The 14,925-nt window shown below is 65.6% G+C and carries 10 protein-coding genes and 4 pseudogenes; 9 read left to right on the top strand and 5 right to left on the bottom strand.

What is annotated here, in order from left to right; translation table 11 throughout:
• Positions 1 to 378: 378 nt before the first annotated feature.
• Positions 379 to 537: pseudogene (locus HD593_RS65215) on the bottom strand (IS110 family transposase); the annotation flags it as partial.
• A gap of 164 nt (positions 538 to 701) precedes the next feature.
• The gene (locus tag HD593_RS29895; protein WP_221525045.1) at positions 702 to 1,355 is read right to left on the bottom strand and encodes a TetR/AcrR family transcriptional regulator; all 654 of its coding nucleotides are present in this window, start codon (positions 1,353 to 1,355) and stop codon (positions 702 to 704) included.
• 92 nt (positions 1,356 to 1,447) lie between these two features.
• Here HD593_RS29895 and HD593_RS29890 point away from each other — a divergent pair, with 92 nt between their 5' ends.
• From HD593_RS29890 to HD593_RS29880, 3 genes are read left to right on the top strand one after another with little or no spacing between them, the layout of a single operon-like run.
• The gene (locus HD593_RS29890; protein WP_185105348.1) at positions 1,448 to 2,677 is read left to right on the top strand and encodes a metal-dependent hydrolase family protein; all 1,230 of its coding nucleotides are present in this window, start codon (positions 1,448 to 1,450) and stop codon (positions 2,675 to 2,677) included.
• Positions 2,674 to 3,528 (top strand): alpha/beta hydrolase, encoded by an 855-nt coding sequence (locus tag HD593_RS29885; protein WP_185105347.1) that lies wholly within the window; start codon positions 2,674 to 2,676, stop codon positions 3,526 to 3,528. Before HD593_RS29890 ends, HD593_RS29885 begins: the two co-directional genes overlap by 4 nt.
• A complete protein-coding gene (locus HD593_RS29880; RefSeq protein WP_185105346.1) occupies positions 3,518 to 4,825 on the top strand; it encodes an NAD(P)/FAD-dependent oxidoreductase in 1,308 nt (435 codons plus the stop codon). The genes HD593_RS29885 and HD593_RS29880 overlap by 11 nt, the downstream gene beginning before the upstream one ends.
• A 124-nt stretch (positions 4,826 to 4,949) precedes the next feature.
• Here HD593_RS29880 and HD593_RS61950 read toward each other — a convergent pair.
• A pseudogene (locus HD593_RS61950) lies at positions 4,950 to 5,272 on the bottom strand (integrase core domain-containing protein); the annotation flags it as partial.
• On the opposite strand from HD593_RS61950, the gene HD593_RS29870 reads away from it, so the two are divergent.
• The 4 genes from HD593_RS29870 (at position 5,237) to HD593_RS29855 (ending at position 10,152) form a co-directional block, all read left to right on the top strand.
• Positions 5,237 to 5,662 (top strand): hypothetical protein, encoded by a 426-nt coding sequence (locus HD593_RS29870; RefSeq protein WP_185105345.1) that lies wholly within the window; start codon positions 5,237 to 5,239, stop codon positions 5,660 to 5,662. The pseudogene HD593_RS61950 and the gene HD593_RS29870 sit on opposite strands and share 36 nt — an antisense overlap.
• 1,613 nt (positions 5,663 to 7,275) lie before the next feature.
• Positions 7,276 to 8,568, top strand: coding sequence for a tubulin-like doman-containing protein (locus HD593_RS29865; RefSeq protein ID WP_185105344.1), 1,293 nt, complete (start codon positions 7,276 to 7,278; stop codon positions 8,566 to 8,568).
• A gap of 724 nt (positions 8,569 to 9,292) precedes the next feature.
• Positions 9,293 to 9,589, top strand: a complete 297-nt coding sequence (locus tag HD593_RS29860; RefSeq protein ID WP_185105343.1) for a hypothetical protein — start codon at positions 9,293 to 9,295, stop codon at positions 9,587 to 9,589.
• A 53-nt stretch (positions 9,590 to 9,642) separates the two neighbouring features.
• Positions 9,643 to 10,152 carry a helix-turn-helix domain-containing protein gene (locus HD593_RS29855; RefSeq protein ID WP_185105342.1) on the top strand — a complete coding sequence of 170 codons (510 nt, stop codon included), beginning with the start codon at positions 9,643 to 9,645 and terminating at the stop codon, positions 10,150 to 10,152.
• A gap of 507 nt (positions 10,153 to 10,659) precedes the next feature.
• On the opposite strand, the gene HD593_RS29850 is transcribed toward HD593_RS29855, so the two are convergent.
• On the bottom strand, positions 10,660 to 11,442 hold the full coding sequence (locus tag HD593_RS29850) for a transposase family protein (RefSeq protein ID WP_185101767.1): 783 nt from the start codon (positions 11,440 to 11,442) through the stop codon (positions 10,660 to 10,662).
• A gap of 123 nt (positions 11,443 to 11,565) precedes the next feature.
• Between HD593_RS29850 and HD593_RS29845 the strand changes: the two are divergent.
• Positions 11,566 to 12,261 (top strand): annotated as a pseudogene (locus HD593_RS29845) (IS256 family transposase); the annotation flags it as partial.
• A gap of 9 nt (positions 12,262 to 12,270) precedes the next feature.
• Here HD593_RS29845 and HD593_RS29840 read toward each other — a convergent pair.
• Positions 12,271 to 14,370: an ISAzo13 family transposase gene (locus tag HD593_RS29840; protein WP_185101737.1), complete on the bottom strand. Its 2,100-nt coding sequence runs from the start codon at positions 14,368 to 14,370 to the stop codon at positions 12,271 to 12,273.
• A gap of 47 nt (positions 14,371 to 14,417) precedes the next feature.
• Here HD593_RS29840 and HD593_RS29835 point away from each other — a divergent pair.
• Positions 14,418 to 14,897 (top strand): annotated as a pseudogene (locus HD593_RS29835) (transposase); the annotation flags it as partial.
• Between the last annotated feature and the right edge of the window lie 28 nt (positions 14,898 to 14,925).

Raw genomic sequence — 14,925 nt, 5'->3', positions numbered from 1 at the left:
GGCGTAGTGCTTGCGTGCCTTCGCGCTGGCTGAGGATGACCTCGGCGTCCGGGTGCTGACCAAATGCGCCTCGACCTCGCCTTCGAGTGTCTTGATCTCGGCGTTGAGGGTGGTGATGACCGCGGCCAGGGCCCGGACTGTCGAGGCATAGGCGTTGGTGACCAGGTCGGCCTGGCCGAGTTGCTCGGAGCGCAGCACGTTCTGGATGGCCTCGGCTTTGGCCGGGATGTCCCGGCGACCCTTGAGCGCGGCGCCGATCTGACTGATCGTGAGCTTGGCCGCGGTCGCGGGGGCAGGCGCCTTGACCAGCAGCCGCAACACTGCCTCGGAGGTGAGGCCAAGGGGCTTGTAGGCCTCCAGCGCGGCGGGGAAGTCATCGCGCAAGGCGACCCGCAACCGCAGCAGGTGACGGGTGCGTTCCCACAACAGCGTCTGGTGGGCCCGCGTGACGACCTTGACCGCATCGGCGACCTCGGAGTCCCCAGCCCCCTCCAGCAACTGGTGGCGGCGGGTGCGGACCATGTCAGCCAGCGCGTGGGCGTCGCCCTCTGCGCTCCACCGGTGGCCTCGCGGCGCTTGGCGGCGGTCATGCCCTCGGACTGGCGCTCGGCTCGCAGCTGCAGTTCGTGGTCCGCGGCCGCAGCCAGGACCGCGAACATGAACTGGCCCTCTTTGGGGCCCAGATCGAAGTTCGCTTCATCTCATGCACCATGACGATCACGCGCCGGTGCGGGACGGCCTGCTTGAGGGTGCGGGCGTACTCCATCGCCTGAGTGAACACCGGCCGCGTTGCCGGGGAGCATGCGCAGGATCAAGTCGACGGCGTCCTCCGAGTGGACTCCTGGAGTCAGGACTTCCTGTAAGAGCAGGCCGCGGATCGCGGCAACGGCGACGGTGGCCATGTTCAGCGCTTCCCCGGTGTCGTGCCCTTCGCGTTCCGCGAGTGAGGCCAGCATTTTGGTCAGGTCGTCGAGCGAGTCGATGAACTCGCCGAAGTCCTCCGGCCTGTACGCGGCCAGTCCTACGACGTGGAAGAAGCCGCGGACACGCGACAACTGCTCCGGGCGCGTGTAGGTCCGCCAGATCGCCACAACGAGGTTGGCGAAGGTGCCCTGCTGGGCGGCTGCGAAAAGGGCCTCGTTGTCACGAGATCGCTGTGCCTTGAGCATGGCCGCCAGGACGCCCGGGAGTGACCCGAAGTGGTATCGCAGGAGGGCGTGGCTGGTCTCGGTCCGGGCGGCGATCTCGCGGAGCGACACCTCCGGTGAGGGAAGGGCCTCGTCGAAGGTGGCGAGGAGCCGGGCCAGGAGGCGCTCGCGTGCGTCGCCTTTGCGTTCCGTGGTTGACAGGATCACTCCTACAGTTTATCCATTGGAAAAGATTTCTGGCGGTCCGTGTTGCTTCGTACATGGTCGCAGTCAGCTCGCGACGGCGGAGGGAACGACTCGTGGGACGTTTGCAGGTGGTCGGCGCGGTGGTCGCCGACGGGACGGGGCGCGATCCCATAGACGTCGACGTCACCGTCGAAGACGGGCGGATCACCCAGCTCGGGGCCTCCGGTGGCGAACCTGGCGAGCGACTCGACGCCGGGGGACTGACGATGACGCCCGGCCTGATCGACGCGCACGTTCACCTGGGCCTGTCGAGCCCGATCCAGCCGCAGTTCTCGTTCCAGATCAGTGCCGCCGAGATCGCGGCGGACATCTTCGCCACGGCCGGCGCAGCGCTCGACGCCGGCTTCACGACCGTCCGGGACACCGGCGGGATCGACGGTGGCGTCGTCACCACGATCGCGAAGGGCAAGGTCAGGGGACCGCGCGTCCTGTCATGCGGACCGGTGCAGTGCCAGATCGGTGGGCACGGCTACTACGGAGCCGACTGGGAACCCACCGAGCTGTGGAGCGGCCATCACCTTCCGGGTCTGTGTGCCCTGTCCATGATGTCGGGCAACGCGGACGAGCTGCGAGGCAACGTACGTGAGGCCTTCCGCCGCGGAGCCTCCTTCCTGAAGCTCTGTGTGACCGGGGGAGTGGTCAGCGCTCACGACCGGCTGACCGACACCCAGTTCACCGTGGAGGAGATCGCCGTCGCTGTGCAGGAAGCCGCGGCACGGGGCACTTACGTGACGGTTCACGCCCACAACAATGAGGGCATTCGGAACGCGGTCGAGGCCGGGGCGCGCTGTGTCGAGCACGGCACCGACCTCGATGAGCCCACGGCCGCCTTGATGGCCACGCGCGGGGTCGCCCTTGTGCCCACGTTCGCCGTCGTCGAGCGACTGCTGCACGACCCCGCGGAAGCCGGCCTCGGCGAGCCGGTCCGCGATCGTGTGCTGGGTGTCCGTGAGCGGATGACCGAGGCGCTCGCTGTCGCCAAGGAGGCCGGAGTGCGGATCGGGCTGGGTTCCGATCTCATCGGTCCGGCTCAGGACTGTCGCGGCAAAGAACTCAGCCTCCGCGCAGCCCTCGAGACGCCGATGGAAGCGCTCGTGGCGGCGACCCAGACCAACGCCGAGATCCTCGGCCTGTCCGGCCAGGTGGGTGTCATCACTCCCGGCGCGCAGGCAGACCTCGTTCTTTGGAACGGCAACCCGCTCGAAGACCCAGAACTGTTCTCCGACCCCACCAGCGCCGTCCTCGTAATCCAGGCTGGCCAAATCGTAAAGGACCTCAGATGAGCACCATGTGGCAGGGCTGCCTCGCCCACACCGACTACTTCGAGATGCGCTCCAGCGGTGGGCACGACTACGGCGTCTGGGTCACCACGCCACCGCGCTACGACCCTGCCGCGGCGCAGGCGCCTGTCGTGTACGTGCTCGACGGCAATTGGGCCGTGGGCATGACCGCCCCACTCATCGTCACGCAACTGGACCCCATGCAGTCGATTCAGCCCTATGTCCAAGTCAGCGTGGGTTACGCAGGCGAGGAGGCAGAGCACTGGGAGCGGTTGCGCAACCGCGACCTCGTGCCCCCCGGCGAACCCATCGCGAAGGAGTACATCGATGCGGTGGAGATGGGAGTCGAAGCGGGCACGATGACTCGCGAGCAAGCCGACGCCTACCTCGCTGAATTGAGCGACAGCCGCGGGGATATGTTCCTGAACTTCCTTACCGAAGACCTACACCCGCGGATCGAACGCGACTACGGCACAGCCCCGAGCGGTCACGGCCTCTTCGGCTATTCCTACGGCGGACTCTTCAGTCTCTACGCCTGGCTCACCGATAGCACCTTCTTCGAGAGCATCGGCGCGGGCAGCCCCGGCATTGTCGGTGCAGACAGTCAGGTCTTCGCTCGTCTTCAAGCGATGGGTGACACCCTGCCTGCTACCAAGCTTCACGTGACCTTCAACGACCGAGAGATCCTCGGAGACGTGGCGGTCTACCAGAATCTCGCGAAGAACGCGGCCACGTTCCTTCACCGCCTCACCTCACGCAGCGGATCCGTCACCAGCGCACTCATGCACGAAACGCACGTGACCGGCCTGCAGGCCTCGTTCCTCAGTTATCTCAGGACCTGCCGTGCCCGGTAAGCGCACGGATGTCGTGGTGATCGGGTCGGGGGTGATCGGCGCGTCGGTCGCCTTGGAACTCGCCCGCCGTGGCCGGCAGGTGACGGTGGTCGACAAGGCCGGGGGCGCCGGCCACGGCTCCACGAGTGCGTCCAGCGCGGTGGTGCGGTTCAACTTCTCCACCGCCGCGGGCGTCGCCACCGCCTGGGAGGCGCACTTCGGCTGGAGGTCGTGGGCGGAGCACCTTGGCCGCGACGTCGGGCCGTTGGCTCGGTACGTACGGTGCGGGATGGCGATGCTGGACGTGGACGTGGCTCCTCGGTCGGTGTACCTGCCGTTGTTCCGGAACGCGGGTATCCCGTTCGAGGAGTGGACGAGTGCGGACCTGTCGGAGCGGATCCTGGGTATCGACGTCGGCAGGTACTGGCCACCGAAACGTATCGACGACGACGAGTTCTGGGCCGAGACCGAAACCACGCTGGGTGCCGTGTACACACCTGATGCGGGGTTCGTGAACGATCCGCAACTGGCGGCGCAGAATCTGGCCGCCGCCGCGCGGGCACACGGTGCCGAGTTCCGGTTCCATACGTCGGTGCGCGGGATCGAGCGGGCTCATGGCCGGGTCACCGCGGTGATACTCGCGGACGGGAGCAGGATCCCCTGCGGCGTGGTGGTCAACGCCGCAGGCCCATGGTCGACCCGCATCAACGAGCTGGCCTCGGTCGGATCCGACTTCACCGTGGGATGCCGGCCGTTACGGCAGGAGGTCGCGCTCGTCGCGGCCCCCGCGGGTTTCGGCGCCGACAACCGCGCCGGGATCTGCGTCGCGGACATGGACCTGGGTATCTACCTGCGCGGTGAGGCCGGCGGGGGACTGCTGGTGGGTGGTACGGAACCGGAATGCGACCCGCTGCAGTGGGTGGACGACCCGGATGCCGTCACCGCGCATCCGACGACGGCGGTGTTCGAGGCCCAGGTGACGAGGGCTGCGCGACGGCTACCGGCGTTGGAGATACCGAATCGGGCTCGCGGGGTCGCGGGAGTCTACGACGTCGCCGACGACTGGACGCCGATTTACGACCGTACGGAGCTGGATGGGTTCTACGTCGCCATGGGGACGAGCGGCAACCAGTTCAAGAACGCGCCGGTCGTCGGCAAGTTCCTCGCCGCGATCATTGAACAGACCGAGAACGGCGTAGATCACGACGAACGGCCGGTACGATTCGTCGGCGAGCACACCGGCCTGGCTATAGACCTTTCGGCGTTCTCCCGCAAGCGTCCCCGCGGCACCGAGAACTCGGGCACAGTCCTGGGCTGATGCGCTTTCTTGACATCTCGTCCACTGATGTCATCCGCCTGGGATTCGTCGGCTGAATCCGTACGGTGTCGGTTGTGGCGCGTCGGGCCTTCCCCCTATGAGCGTGAACACCGATTTTAGGCGGCAGGCTATCTGTCGTCTGCTCGTAGTCGATCGGGCTGAGTTGGCCGAGGCGGGAGTGCCTCCGGACCGTGTTGTAGCGGGTGATCCAGCGAAAGACGGCGGTGCGGGCGGTGCGGGCGTCGGGCCAGTGGTGTGCGCCCTGCAGCGTCTCGCGTTTCAGACTCGTGTTGAAGGACTCGGCCGCCGCGTTGTCGGCGCTGGTGCCGACCGCGCCGCGCGAGCGGATGATCCCGAGCGGCGGCAGGCTCGGGCGAACTCCCGTGAGCAGTACTGCGCCCCGTTGTCGCTGTGGAACACCGCGCCGTCCAGACGTCCGCCGCCCTGCGCGCGGCGATGAAACGGCTGTTCGCCGGACAGCCTCAACGCACCGACGGGCGGCTGACCAAGCAGAACCTGTGGCAGGAAGCCGGCGTCAGCCGCGCCACTATGAACCGTGCCCAGACGATCCTGGCCGAATGGGACGCCCACGTCGCCGAACACGGCACCACCACACGAGGTGAGGCCCGCTGCGACGACGAAATCGCCGACCTGAAACGGAAGCTCGCAGACAAGGCCCGCGAGAGCATCACCCTCCAGCGCCGCCTGGACGCGGCCGCCACCGCCATCGCCGCTCTTCACCACGACAACACCCTGCTGCGTGAGGATCTGGCAGCCCACGGAGTCACCGTCATTCCCCTGCACCGCTCTTGCGGCCACGAACACGACCAGGTGTGACCCCCTTCAACGCCGGGACACGCGAGCGGGGAACAGCTCACATGACCATCCGACTCCCGTGGGTGGAGACCGGCCTTACCTCACGGATGCATCTCACTACCCCTTGCACGCTCAGCGCGGCGTTCCGTCCTGCCCTACGCGAGACGAATCCGTATCCTTAGGCGCCAAGACTCCGGCGCCTTTCACGAACGAGAGGTTGCTCCGTAGTCGCTTCCAGGGGGCGCGCACAATACGGCACCATGTTGGTTGTGCCGCCACGGAAATTATTCTAGGAGGACGCAAGCCCTCAGCGACAAACCTAACTCTCGCCCAAAGCAGAAGAGAATAAATATTGGAAGCGAGGGGTGAGTGTTGATGAAATTTCCGGTGGGCGTCATGAGGCAAAACGTTTCGGTCATTGGCTAATTTCTAGCCGAAGCGAGAAAGGTCATCACCGTCGAAGCGCGCAGCATCTAACCACACGTGCAAGCAGCGATAGCCGATTTCGGATGCGATTGCGTGTCTCAATCCGCCTCATCGTGTTTCACGTTGTCCCGATCTGGGATCAATCTCGCTCCGATTTGTCCCAGAGGTGCTTGCTAGGTGTCTTAGGGCTTGACGTCGTTCGGTCTCAAGAGCCAGCATCATTCCTACAGTCTCAGCGGAGACATCGGAGAACCCTGCCTTCGTCCCCATCGGCCAGCGCGCAGAGCAGGATTGCTGCGAGGAAGCGAGGAGACATGATGACTTCAAGAGGTATTGCTACGATGCTTTGCCTCGTCGACATCAGCTCCTATGCCACTGACTCCTACTCTTTGTTTGCGTTCGATGAGTCTGAGTCCATTCTCATGTCGAGGCGTGAGAGGCTCTGTGCGCTTGTGGGCGCGATTCGCCGCATCAGCATGGGCGAAGGCATGGCGCCGACTTCCCGGCCCGTCGCCTCATACCCCTCGCACATGGATCGACGGCTGTCAGGGGATGATGTGGATGGTGCCTGCGGTTCCCGACAGAGGCTGGGGACCTTGATGGAAGGCCTCTTGAAGGTGCTAGCAGCACGCCCGCGGGTGATGGTGGAAGACTTGAGCGCATGGCCGACGCCGTCAGAGCACCTGAAGGTGGTAGACCTCCCTGGCGGAACGTTGCAAGTTCTCTCAACAGCAGAGACGGGCGGAAGGTTCACGAGTGCTTTCACACCGTCAAACCCGCGCATATCGACGACGACGGAGCAGGTCCTGGCGACGATTCTGGCTATAGAGCCACGGCTATTTGGCGCCTACGAGCAGTTGCCTAGGCGGATTGCGTCGGCTGGCGTGCATGCGCTCGCTCTCAAGTGGCTGCGTCATGTTCGTGGGTACAGCCTGTCGTTGCAGGTTGACATGCCGCCTCTGGATCTTGCGAATGCAAGCTGGTCCGGCAGAGGCAGCACCCATCTCATCGAGATGTGCCTACGGACTGCCCTAGAGGCAGGGGGACCTGTGTCTGTTGACCTGGCGAGTCTTGCGCCTCTCGGTCGTGGATCTCTGCGCGCCGTGCCGACCCCTGCGGCCCGGGCGGATGGTCCCACTGCCGGGCGGGCTGTTCCTCACGCAGGACACCAGAAGCCAGCGACGACCGATGCCGGGAGACGACCTGCGATGAGGATGAGGATCCTGGGGCCGCTCTTCTTCGTGGGGCTGAGTGGCACCGGCCGCCGGGTAGGCGTGGAACCGGAGCGGTGGTTGCGTGACGAGCAGCACGGCCGAGACAGCGTGGACCTGATCAGGAAATTCAGCTCGCAGAACTACCAGCCCTACGAGCTACCTTCCCGCCTGAAGTTCGTCTATGGGGACGACCTTAGCGAGGCCGAACTGGTCCGGAACCGCCGTTGGGTCGTGCCGGCCGAGCGGGAGTCCTTCGCGGCTGCCCGAACCGCGCAGCCGAACTACGACGTGGTGTCCAAGCTCGACATCTACCCGGACGCGGCACGCAGCCTGTGTGCCTGGCTGGGCGACGAGGCTGTCCGCAGCCTGGTGCGGCTGAGAGGCGACCAGGTCAAGGACTGGCTGCCGCCGCGCGAGCAGGAGCCGCTGATGCGGCGTGCGAGGCAACTTCATTCGGTGGGCAGTGCGGGGCTGTTCGAGCGGATGCGACACAGACCAGGCAGCCCAGTGGCTCAGGGCATCGACGACGTATTCGGCATGATCGACAACTTGGGTAGCGAACTGGCCGTGCTGGGCGCTCCGTTGCGGCGCAGTTGCAATGTGTTCGTGGCATTCTCGGTGGCGGGCGGCACCGGCAGAGGCATTTTCTACGACTACCTGCGCCTGATCGGCGACGCATTCGCGCGCAACCACGTCAGGGCGCGGATCCGCCCGCTGGGGGTCATGCCGTCGGCTTCTGCCGGGAGCAAGCGCGGCGGCCGTCAGGCCAGGGTGCACACGGGCACAACCCTGCTGGACCTGTTCCGGCTGGTGGACGAGCTTAACGCGCCGGACGGCCTGGGCGAGCTAAAGGTCCTGGTCTCCGATCCGAGCCGTGTTCCTCAGTACGCTGCGATTGGCACCCAGAACGCCCTTCTGGCATCTAGAGAGAACAGCACGTCGTTCCAGAGTCCCTGCGAGCAGCGAAGGTGGCGCCAGGCTGTATCGCCTGGCGCTCTGTTTGTTGGCTCATGTGATGGCCGAACACCCGTCCCGATGGGCGCTGACAGATCGTGTGAGCGTGTTGGTGATGGCGGCCGCGGCAGGTGGCCACGCACAGAGGGCTGGCACCAGCCGGCACCGGAGCTGCAGCCAAGTACAACCTTGACCGGATCTGGTGGCTCTAGCTCGCACTGCCACCTGGAGCACTGCCAACGACGACGCTGCCACCGGGAAGACCGGCGGCATGGCTTGACTAGAGGAGCTCCGGCTAAGATCAGTCCTCGACTGAGGACGTGTGATCAGTGAAGACGCGGTATAGAGGTGCTCTCGCTTTCGCCGCTCACGCCAGGCACAGGACGGATGGACAGCCGAGAGGCTGGTCCGCCGAACGTTGGCCGCGAGGTTCACAACTTCACGGGTATCGCCAGGTAGGGAACGCGCGAAGGAATGGGCCTACGGCGCTGGGACGTACCGCTCGTTCGGTACGATCCGGAACTTGTCTCAGATAGCGGGCAGCGCACCAATTTGGGCCCTAGGGCAAAGTAGTCACATAAGTAGGCCTCCCGAGGCCACCTTGTCTAATGGTGTGGACGGGGCATCGGGAATCGGCGGTCTCCCGGTGGAGCGGGAGACCGCCTTTTTTATGCACTACTATGATGTCTTCTCTGTAATTGGCGGCGGAGAATCTTCGGAAATATCATCTACGGATTTTGTTTCACCAATTATTTCCTTGAGGAATTTTCGCCTGCGAGAAGCCTTGTCTCGCACCTGGGGTCTCATTTTGGGCCAGATTGTCCCGCCTGAGGCCCACTGTGGAAATTGTTGAACCTTATTCACGTTTCCTCGTCCGGGGTGTGAACTAGGTCCGCTTGCGCAATTCATACGGCGTGCGCCATGATTCGGCTATGCCGGCGGCCGCGCCTCCACGCAAGGCTCCGGTATGGGGGTCACAACCGTGCTCCCGGACGACTTCTCCTGAAGTCCCCGTCCACACCATTAAAATTCAACACGGAAGACAAGGTGGAATCGGATGATGCTGTCCGGCAATCCTCCGCCGCACGTCAACTTGCGGATCAAGGCAACCTTGCTGATCCTGCTGTTCGTGCTTCTCTTCGTCGTCACCCTGCTGGTGCTGGGCTACGACCTGTGGACCGCGATCGTCGCGGCCGGCGCCGTTGGGTTGGTCTCCGCGGAGATCACTGCGAGGTTGCTGGGGGGGCTGAGCACTCAGCCCCCCCAGCTGCCACAGGACCCCCAGCCGCCACAGCTCCCTGAGCTGCCGCAACTGCCGCCGTCGCCCCCCGAGCCGGGGCCCAACACCGCCTAACCGGGCTGCTCCGGGAGGGATCTGTCCCTCCCGGAGCAGCGCAGGAGCACAACATGGACAGACAGCGCCAATTCGGAGCCATCGACCACTACGACCATGAGCAGCTCGTACGGGACCTGCTCCATCGACACCGCCGCGTCGGCCAGCCCACCCAGCGCACGCTGGAGAAGAAGTCCAACATCTCCAAGTCGACCATCTCTCGGGTGATGTCCAGCCAGATCTTCCCCTCGTGGGAGGTTCTTCGCGCAATCCTGCTCGCTCTCGACGTTGACGAAGAAGATGTCGAGACCTGGTGGAAGGAGCGCTGGATAGCGGTCTCGGATCTTCTCAGACCCCTTGGACCCGCCTCCGCTGATCGTCCAGACTTTCGCCCAGGCCTCGTGCCCACGCAAGACGCTGTGGAGTGCGAGGACTGCGGCTCGCTGGTCATCAACGCCGCGCGGCATCGGGAATGGCACGCTGCCATGGAGGAACAAAACCAGGCCCACGCCACACCGTTGCGCGTCATAGACGGGCAACACAGAACTGGGCTCGGGCTTCTCCGCCGCAGTAAGACAAGCTGAGCGCGGCGTCGCAGACGCCCGCAACCTCTGGGGTCACCCGCGTTCGCGCGGGTGACCCCAGAGGCGTTTACTCATAAGTATCTTCACCAAGCTCACCTCGCCGCATCTCCTTAAGGGCCGACGAGGGGATACGGAGTGTCTCGCCAAGGTGTGATCGAGGTCGGCTCTCGCATAGAGATTTCACAGGCTTCATGTGGTCTTGATGTCTCATGAGACATGCGGATCGTGGAGAACATCCCCACACTGACCTGCGCAACGAGTTCTACGAGAGAGTGAAAGAGCGCGGAGCGGCACCGGAGGTTGCGTCCGCGGAAGTGGTGTACGAGTTTGACCTGGTCAGCAGGTGTGGCGTCGTGAAATGAGAACGGTCATCGCGTGATCCTTCGTAGCAACGATTCCAAGAAGGAGAACGGCGATGACCGCGGACAACAGTGTGTCGCCTGAGCGGTGGCTGGCGCAGCAGATCGAGACCGGTGACCCGGATCTGTTGCGATCCATGAGCGCTTTTCATCCTGCGTAGCGGCCCTCTTCGATGAGTTGCAGGACGAGGATGGCCTGCACGATGGTGGTGGCGCGGTGCGGGCAGCAGCGCAGGCGGGTCAGGACTTTCCAGGTCTTCAAGGTGGCGACGGCGCGTTCGCCGCAGGCGCGGATGCGGGCGTGTGCGCGGTTGACCGAGCGCTGATGGCGTGACAGCGGTGGCCGCAGTCGATGGCCTTTGAACGGCGTGCGGATGCTGCCGCCTGCGCCTTGGTATCCCTTGTCGGCGAAGGTCTGTACGCCTGTGGTGGTCAGCGCGTCGATCAGGCCGGTGGCGCGTGCCGCGGTCAAGTCATGCGTGGCGCCGGGCATCGCAGGTGAGGCCCAGACGAGGCGGCCGGCCGGATCGGCCAGGACCTGCACGTTCACGCCGTGGCATCGGTGTTTGCCGGAGTAGTACGGCCGTTCGTCGGCCAGCCGGTCGATCGGGATCAGGGTGCCGTCCAGGATGGCGTAGGCCAGCCGGCCGGCGCGTAAGGCGGCGGCGTGCACATCGTCGGCGAGCATGGCGAGCAGGTCGGTCGCCTCACGGACGTAGCGCCAGGCGGTGCTGGTGCCGATGGCGAAGCCCGAGGCCAGACGCGCGTAGGTGTCGCCGTTGCGCAGATGGGCGAGCACGAGCAGGGCTTGCCGGGATGGGTCCAGGCGCCGCCACCGGCAGCGGCGCTCGGCACGCCGGGCGCGGATCAGTTCGGCCAGCCGGATCAGGGTGTGATTGGACAGCGGAATCGCGGCAGGGTAAGACAGCAACGAGGCTCTCCGGTAGAGGCATCGGATCTTGGTCGACTGCTGTCTTACCGAGAGCCTCTTCTCATGCCAACCCGTCCTCGCGCCGCCCCCGCTGACCAGCGCGATCAGGTTGGAAAAGCCTCCATGGTGAAGACCATGGCCGAGACGTTGATGTCGGCCGAGGCCGACAGCCTGTGCGGGGCCGCCTACGGGCAGCGCAGCGACGAGCGGACCAACTCCCGTAACGGCTACCGGGCGCGCGAGTGGGACACCCGGGCGGGCACGATCGAGCTGGCGATTCCGAAGCTGCGCTCGGGCTCGTACTACCCGGACTGGCTGCTGGAGCGACGGCGGCGGGCCGAGCAGGCGCTGATCAGCGTGGTGGCCACCAGCTACCTGCTCGGCGTCTCCACCCGGCGGGTGGACAAGCTGGTCGAGCAGCTCGGCATCAAGCACATCTCCAAGAGCCAGGTCTCGCAGATGGCCAAGGTGCTGGATGAGCAGGTCGAAGCCTTCCGCACACGCGCCCTGGACGCCGGCCCGTACACCTTCGTCTGGATCGACGCCTTGACCCAGAAGGTGCGTGAGGGCGGCCGCACGATCAACGTGCACGCGCTGGTGGCCACCGGCGTCAACGCCAACGGCCAGCGCGAGGTGCTCGGCCTGGAGGTCACCTCGGCCGAGGACGGCGCCGGTTGGCTGGCGTTCCTGCGCGGCCTGGTCGCCCGCGGCCTGTCCGGGGTGCAGCTGGTCATCTCCGACGCGCACCGCGGCCTGGTCGAGGCGATCGGCGCCGCCCTGCCGGGCGCGTGCTGGCAGCGCTGCCGCACCCACTGGAGCCGTAAAAAATCAAGGTGTCGATTCTGTGACTGCTGGGTTGTCGTCGTGTGGTGTGAGGGCGTTCAGGAGCGCGTCGGCGCTGGAGTAGCGGGTTGCGGCTCGGGTGACGGTGTAGTCGGTCTCCTCCAGCAGCGGGCGGACCCAGATCTGCGCGTTTCCGATGGTTCGCCGGCTCACCTGAAACAGCTCGGCCACGACTTGCCAGGTGCAGACCTTGCGCATGCCAAGGATGACCGCCAGGACGCGCTCGGCGTCGGTGATCTTCTCCTGGAAGATGCCTCCACGAGCGCTGGCCTGCCGGTCACCGCCGCGCTGGCGATGCTTGCGCTGCTCGGCCTCGGCGGCCTGCCGCAGCGACAGGCGCTCGGTCAGCGCGGCCAGTTCCGGGCGGCTCATCCCGGTCAGTGCCGGATCGGCGAGCAGCGCCAGCCGGTTCGGCCGTGCCGGGACGGTGTTGCTGTCCAGGAAGTCGCGCAGCGCACCGGCGCTGGTGAAGCGCAGCACGGTGGGCTTGATCGTGAGTTTGCGGGCGGCCAGGAGCTTGCCGGTCTCGGTGATCGCCTGACCGATCGGCGGCTGGCTGATCTCGAGCATCTCCGACAGGACGCGCTGGGAGCAGATCTGGCGGAGATAGACAATGGCGATCAGGGTCTTGTCGGCGTCGGTGAGCAGGGGGCGTCCGTGGTTAGCCTTGGCCTGCCGGCGTGGGCCACCACGGATTTCGAAGTTGCGCTGCTCGGCCAGGGCCGCCTGACCCGGAGCCAGGCATGCGGCCAGCTCGTTCAGCTCCTGGCGGCTCATCCCAGTCAGCCGGGGATCGGCCAGAGCATGCAGGCTTTCGGACCGGATGCGCGCCTGGTCATCGCATGGGGACAGGGGCGGGTGGCCGTCTGCCGGGCTGATTGTGTAGTTCCAGGCGCCGCGCTCGGTATGCGGGACGATGGGCAGCATGCTCATCCGCTCGGCCGACACCGACACGCCCAGCGGGTAGGCGTTGGTGTCCAGTTCGGCCGTGACGGTCAGCCCGGTGTGGGTGCGGGTCGCGGCGATGCTGTTGACCACGACCTCGTGGCTGGTCAGCGGCCTGCCGCGCCAGTTCATGGTGATGTGCGAGAACAGCCGGTGCTCTATCTTGTTCCACTTGCTGGTGCTCGGCGGGAAGTGGCAGACGGTCACCGTCAGCCCGGTCTCGGCGGCGAAGCCAGCCAGCTCGGCCTTCCATAACCGGAAGCGATAGCTGTTGGAGCCTCCGCAGTCCGCCGTGATGAGCAGCCGGTTCGCGTTCGGGTAGTCCAGGCTGCCGCGGCCGCGCCACCAGCGCCGGATCGATTCCACCGCGAACGCCGAGGTGTCGTGGTCGATCCCGACGTTCACCCAGCCCGTGTTGCGGGCCATGTCGTAGATTCCGTACGGGATCGCGTGCGGCACGTGCGGACCGGTGAAGAAGAAGCTGTGGTCCTCAACCCGGACCGGGTCGCCCTTGGGCCTCCATTGTCGGCCGGGGTTCGGCAGATCGCCCAGATACTCCTTCTTCTTCGTGTCCACGCTGATCACCGGCTCACCGTCCGCCTGATGAGCCTTGACCTGCTCGTTGATGTAACGAAATTGCGCGTCCCGGTCCGGATGCTGCTTGCCTTCCAGCGTCTTGGCATTGGCCTGCAAACTGAAGCCTTGGTCCTTCAACAGCCGGCCCACCGTCGGAGCCGAGACCGGACGGCCCTGCCGGGTCAGTTCCTGGGCCAGATCACGCAGCGACCTGGTAGTCCAGCGCAGCGGCGAGGCCGGATCCCCGCGCTCATCCGGCTCCACCAGCGCCAGCAGTGCCAGCACCAGATCCGGGTCCTGAGCTTCAGCCGTCTTGCGACCGCCACCACGACGACGGACACGGCCATCCGGCAGCGGATCCTCACCGGCCTCCAGCTCGAACACGCCGGCACGGACCGTCGTTTCGGACACTCTGGCCACTGCCGCCACCGCCCGCACCCCACCATGTCCGAGCAGCCGAGCCTCCTGGCCCATCACCAGACGCCGCTGCCGCTCGTTCAAATGCGGAAACAGCACCCTGAACCGCAAGGAAAGCTGATCGCGGACTTCGTCCGGTATGCCCATACCAGGCCAACGAGTTCAAGATCGAAAAGCAACGCCTTATTTCTTGACGGCTCCACTACCTGCGCAATCTGCTCACCACCGTGCCCAAGTCGGCCCAGCCGTGGGTGGCCACCCTGGTGCGCACCATCTTCGACCAGCCTGCCGCCGAGCAAGTTCGCGCCCAGCACGCCTGGGTCATCGACGCCCTGGAGGCGAAGTATCCGGCCGCATGTGAACATCTGGACGCCGCCCGCGAGGACCTGCTCGCCTTCGCTGCCTTCCCGCGTGAGACCTGGCGGCAGATCTGGTCGAACAATCCGCAGGAACGGTTGAACAAAGAGATCCGCCGCCGCACCGACGTGGTGGGCATCTTCCCCGACCGGCCCTCGATCATCCGGCTGGTCGGCGCGGTGCTGGCCGAACAGACCGACGAATGGACCGAAGCCCGCCGCTACATGGGCCTGGACATCCTCGCCAAAGCCCGCGTCCGGCTGATCACCGGCGACACACCGACCCCAAATCCACTTCCGCACACACTTACCGCTTAACCTGCAGAAACAGGATCACGCGAAGATC

Origin of the sequence: Nonomuraea rubra, from assembly GCF_014207985.1 — a bacterium.
Lineage (GTDB): Bacteria > Actinomycetota > Actinomycetes > Streptosporangiales > Streptosporangiaceae > Nonomuraea > Nonomuraea rubra.
Note: the sequence above shows the minus strand (reverse complement) of the source record. Positions and strands in the feature narration are given on the sequence as shown.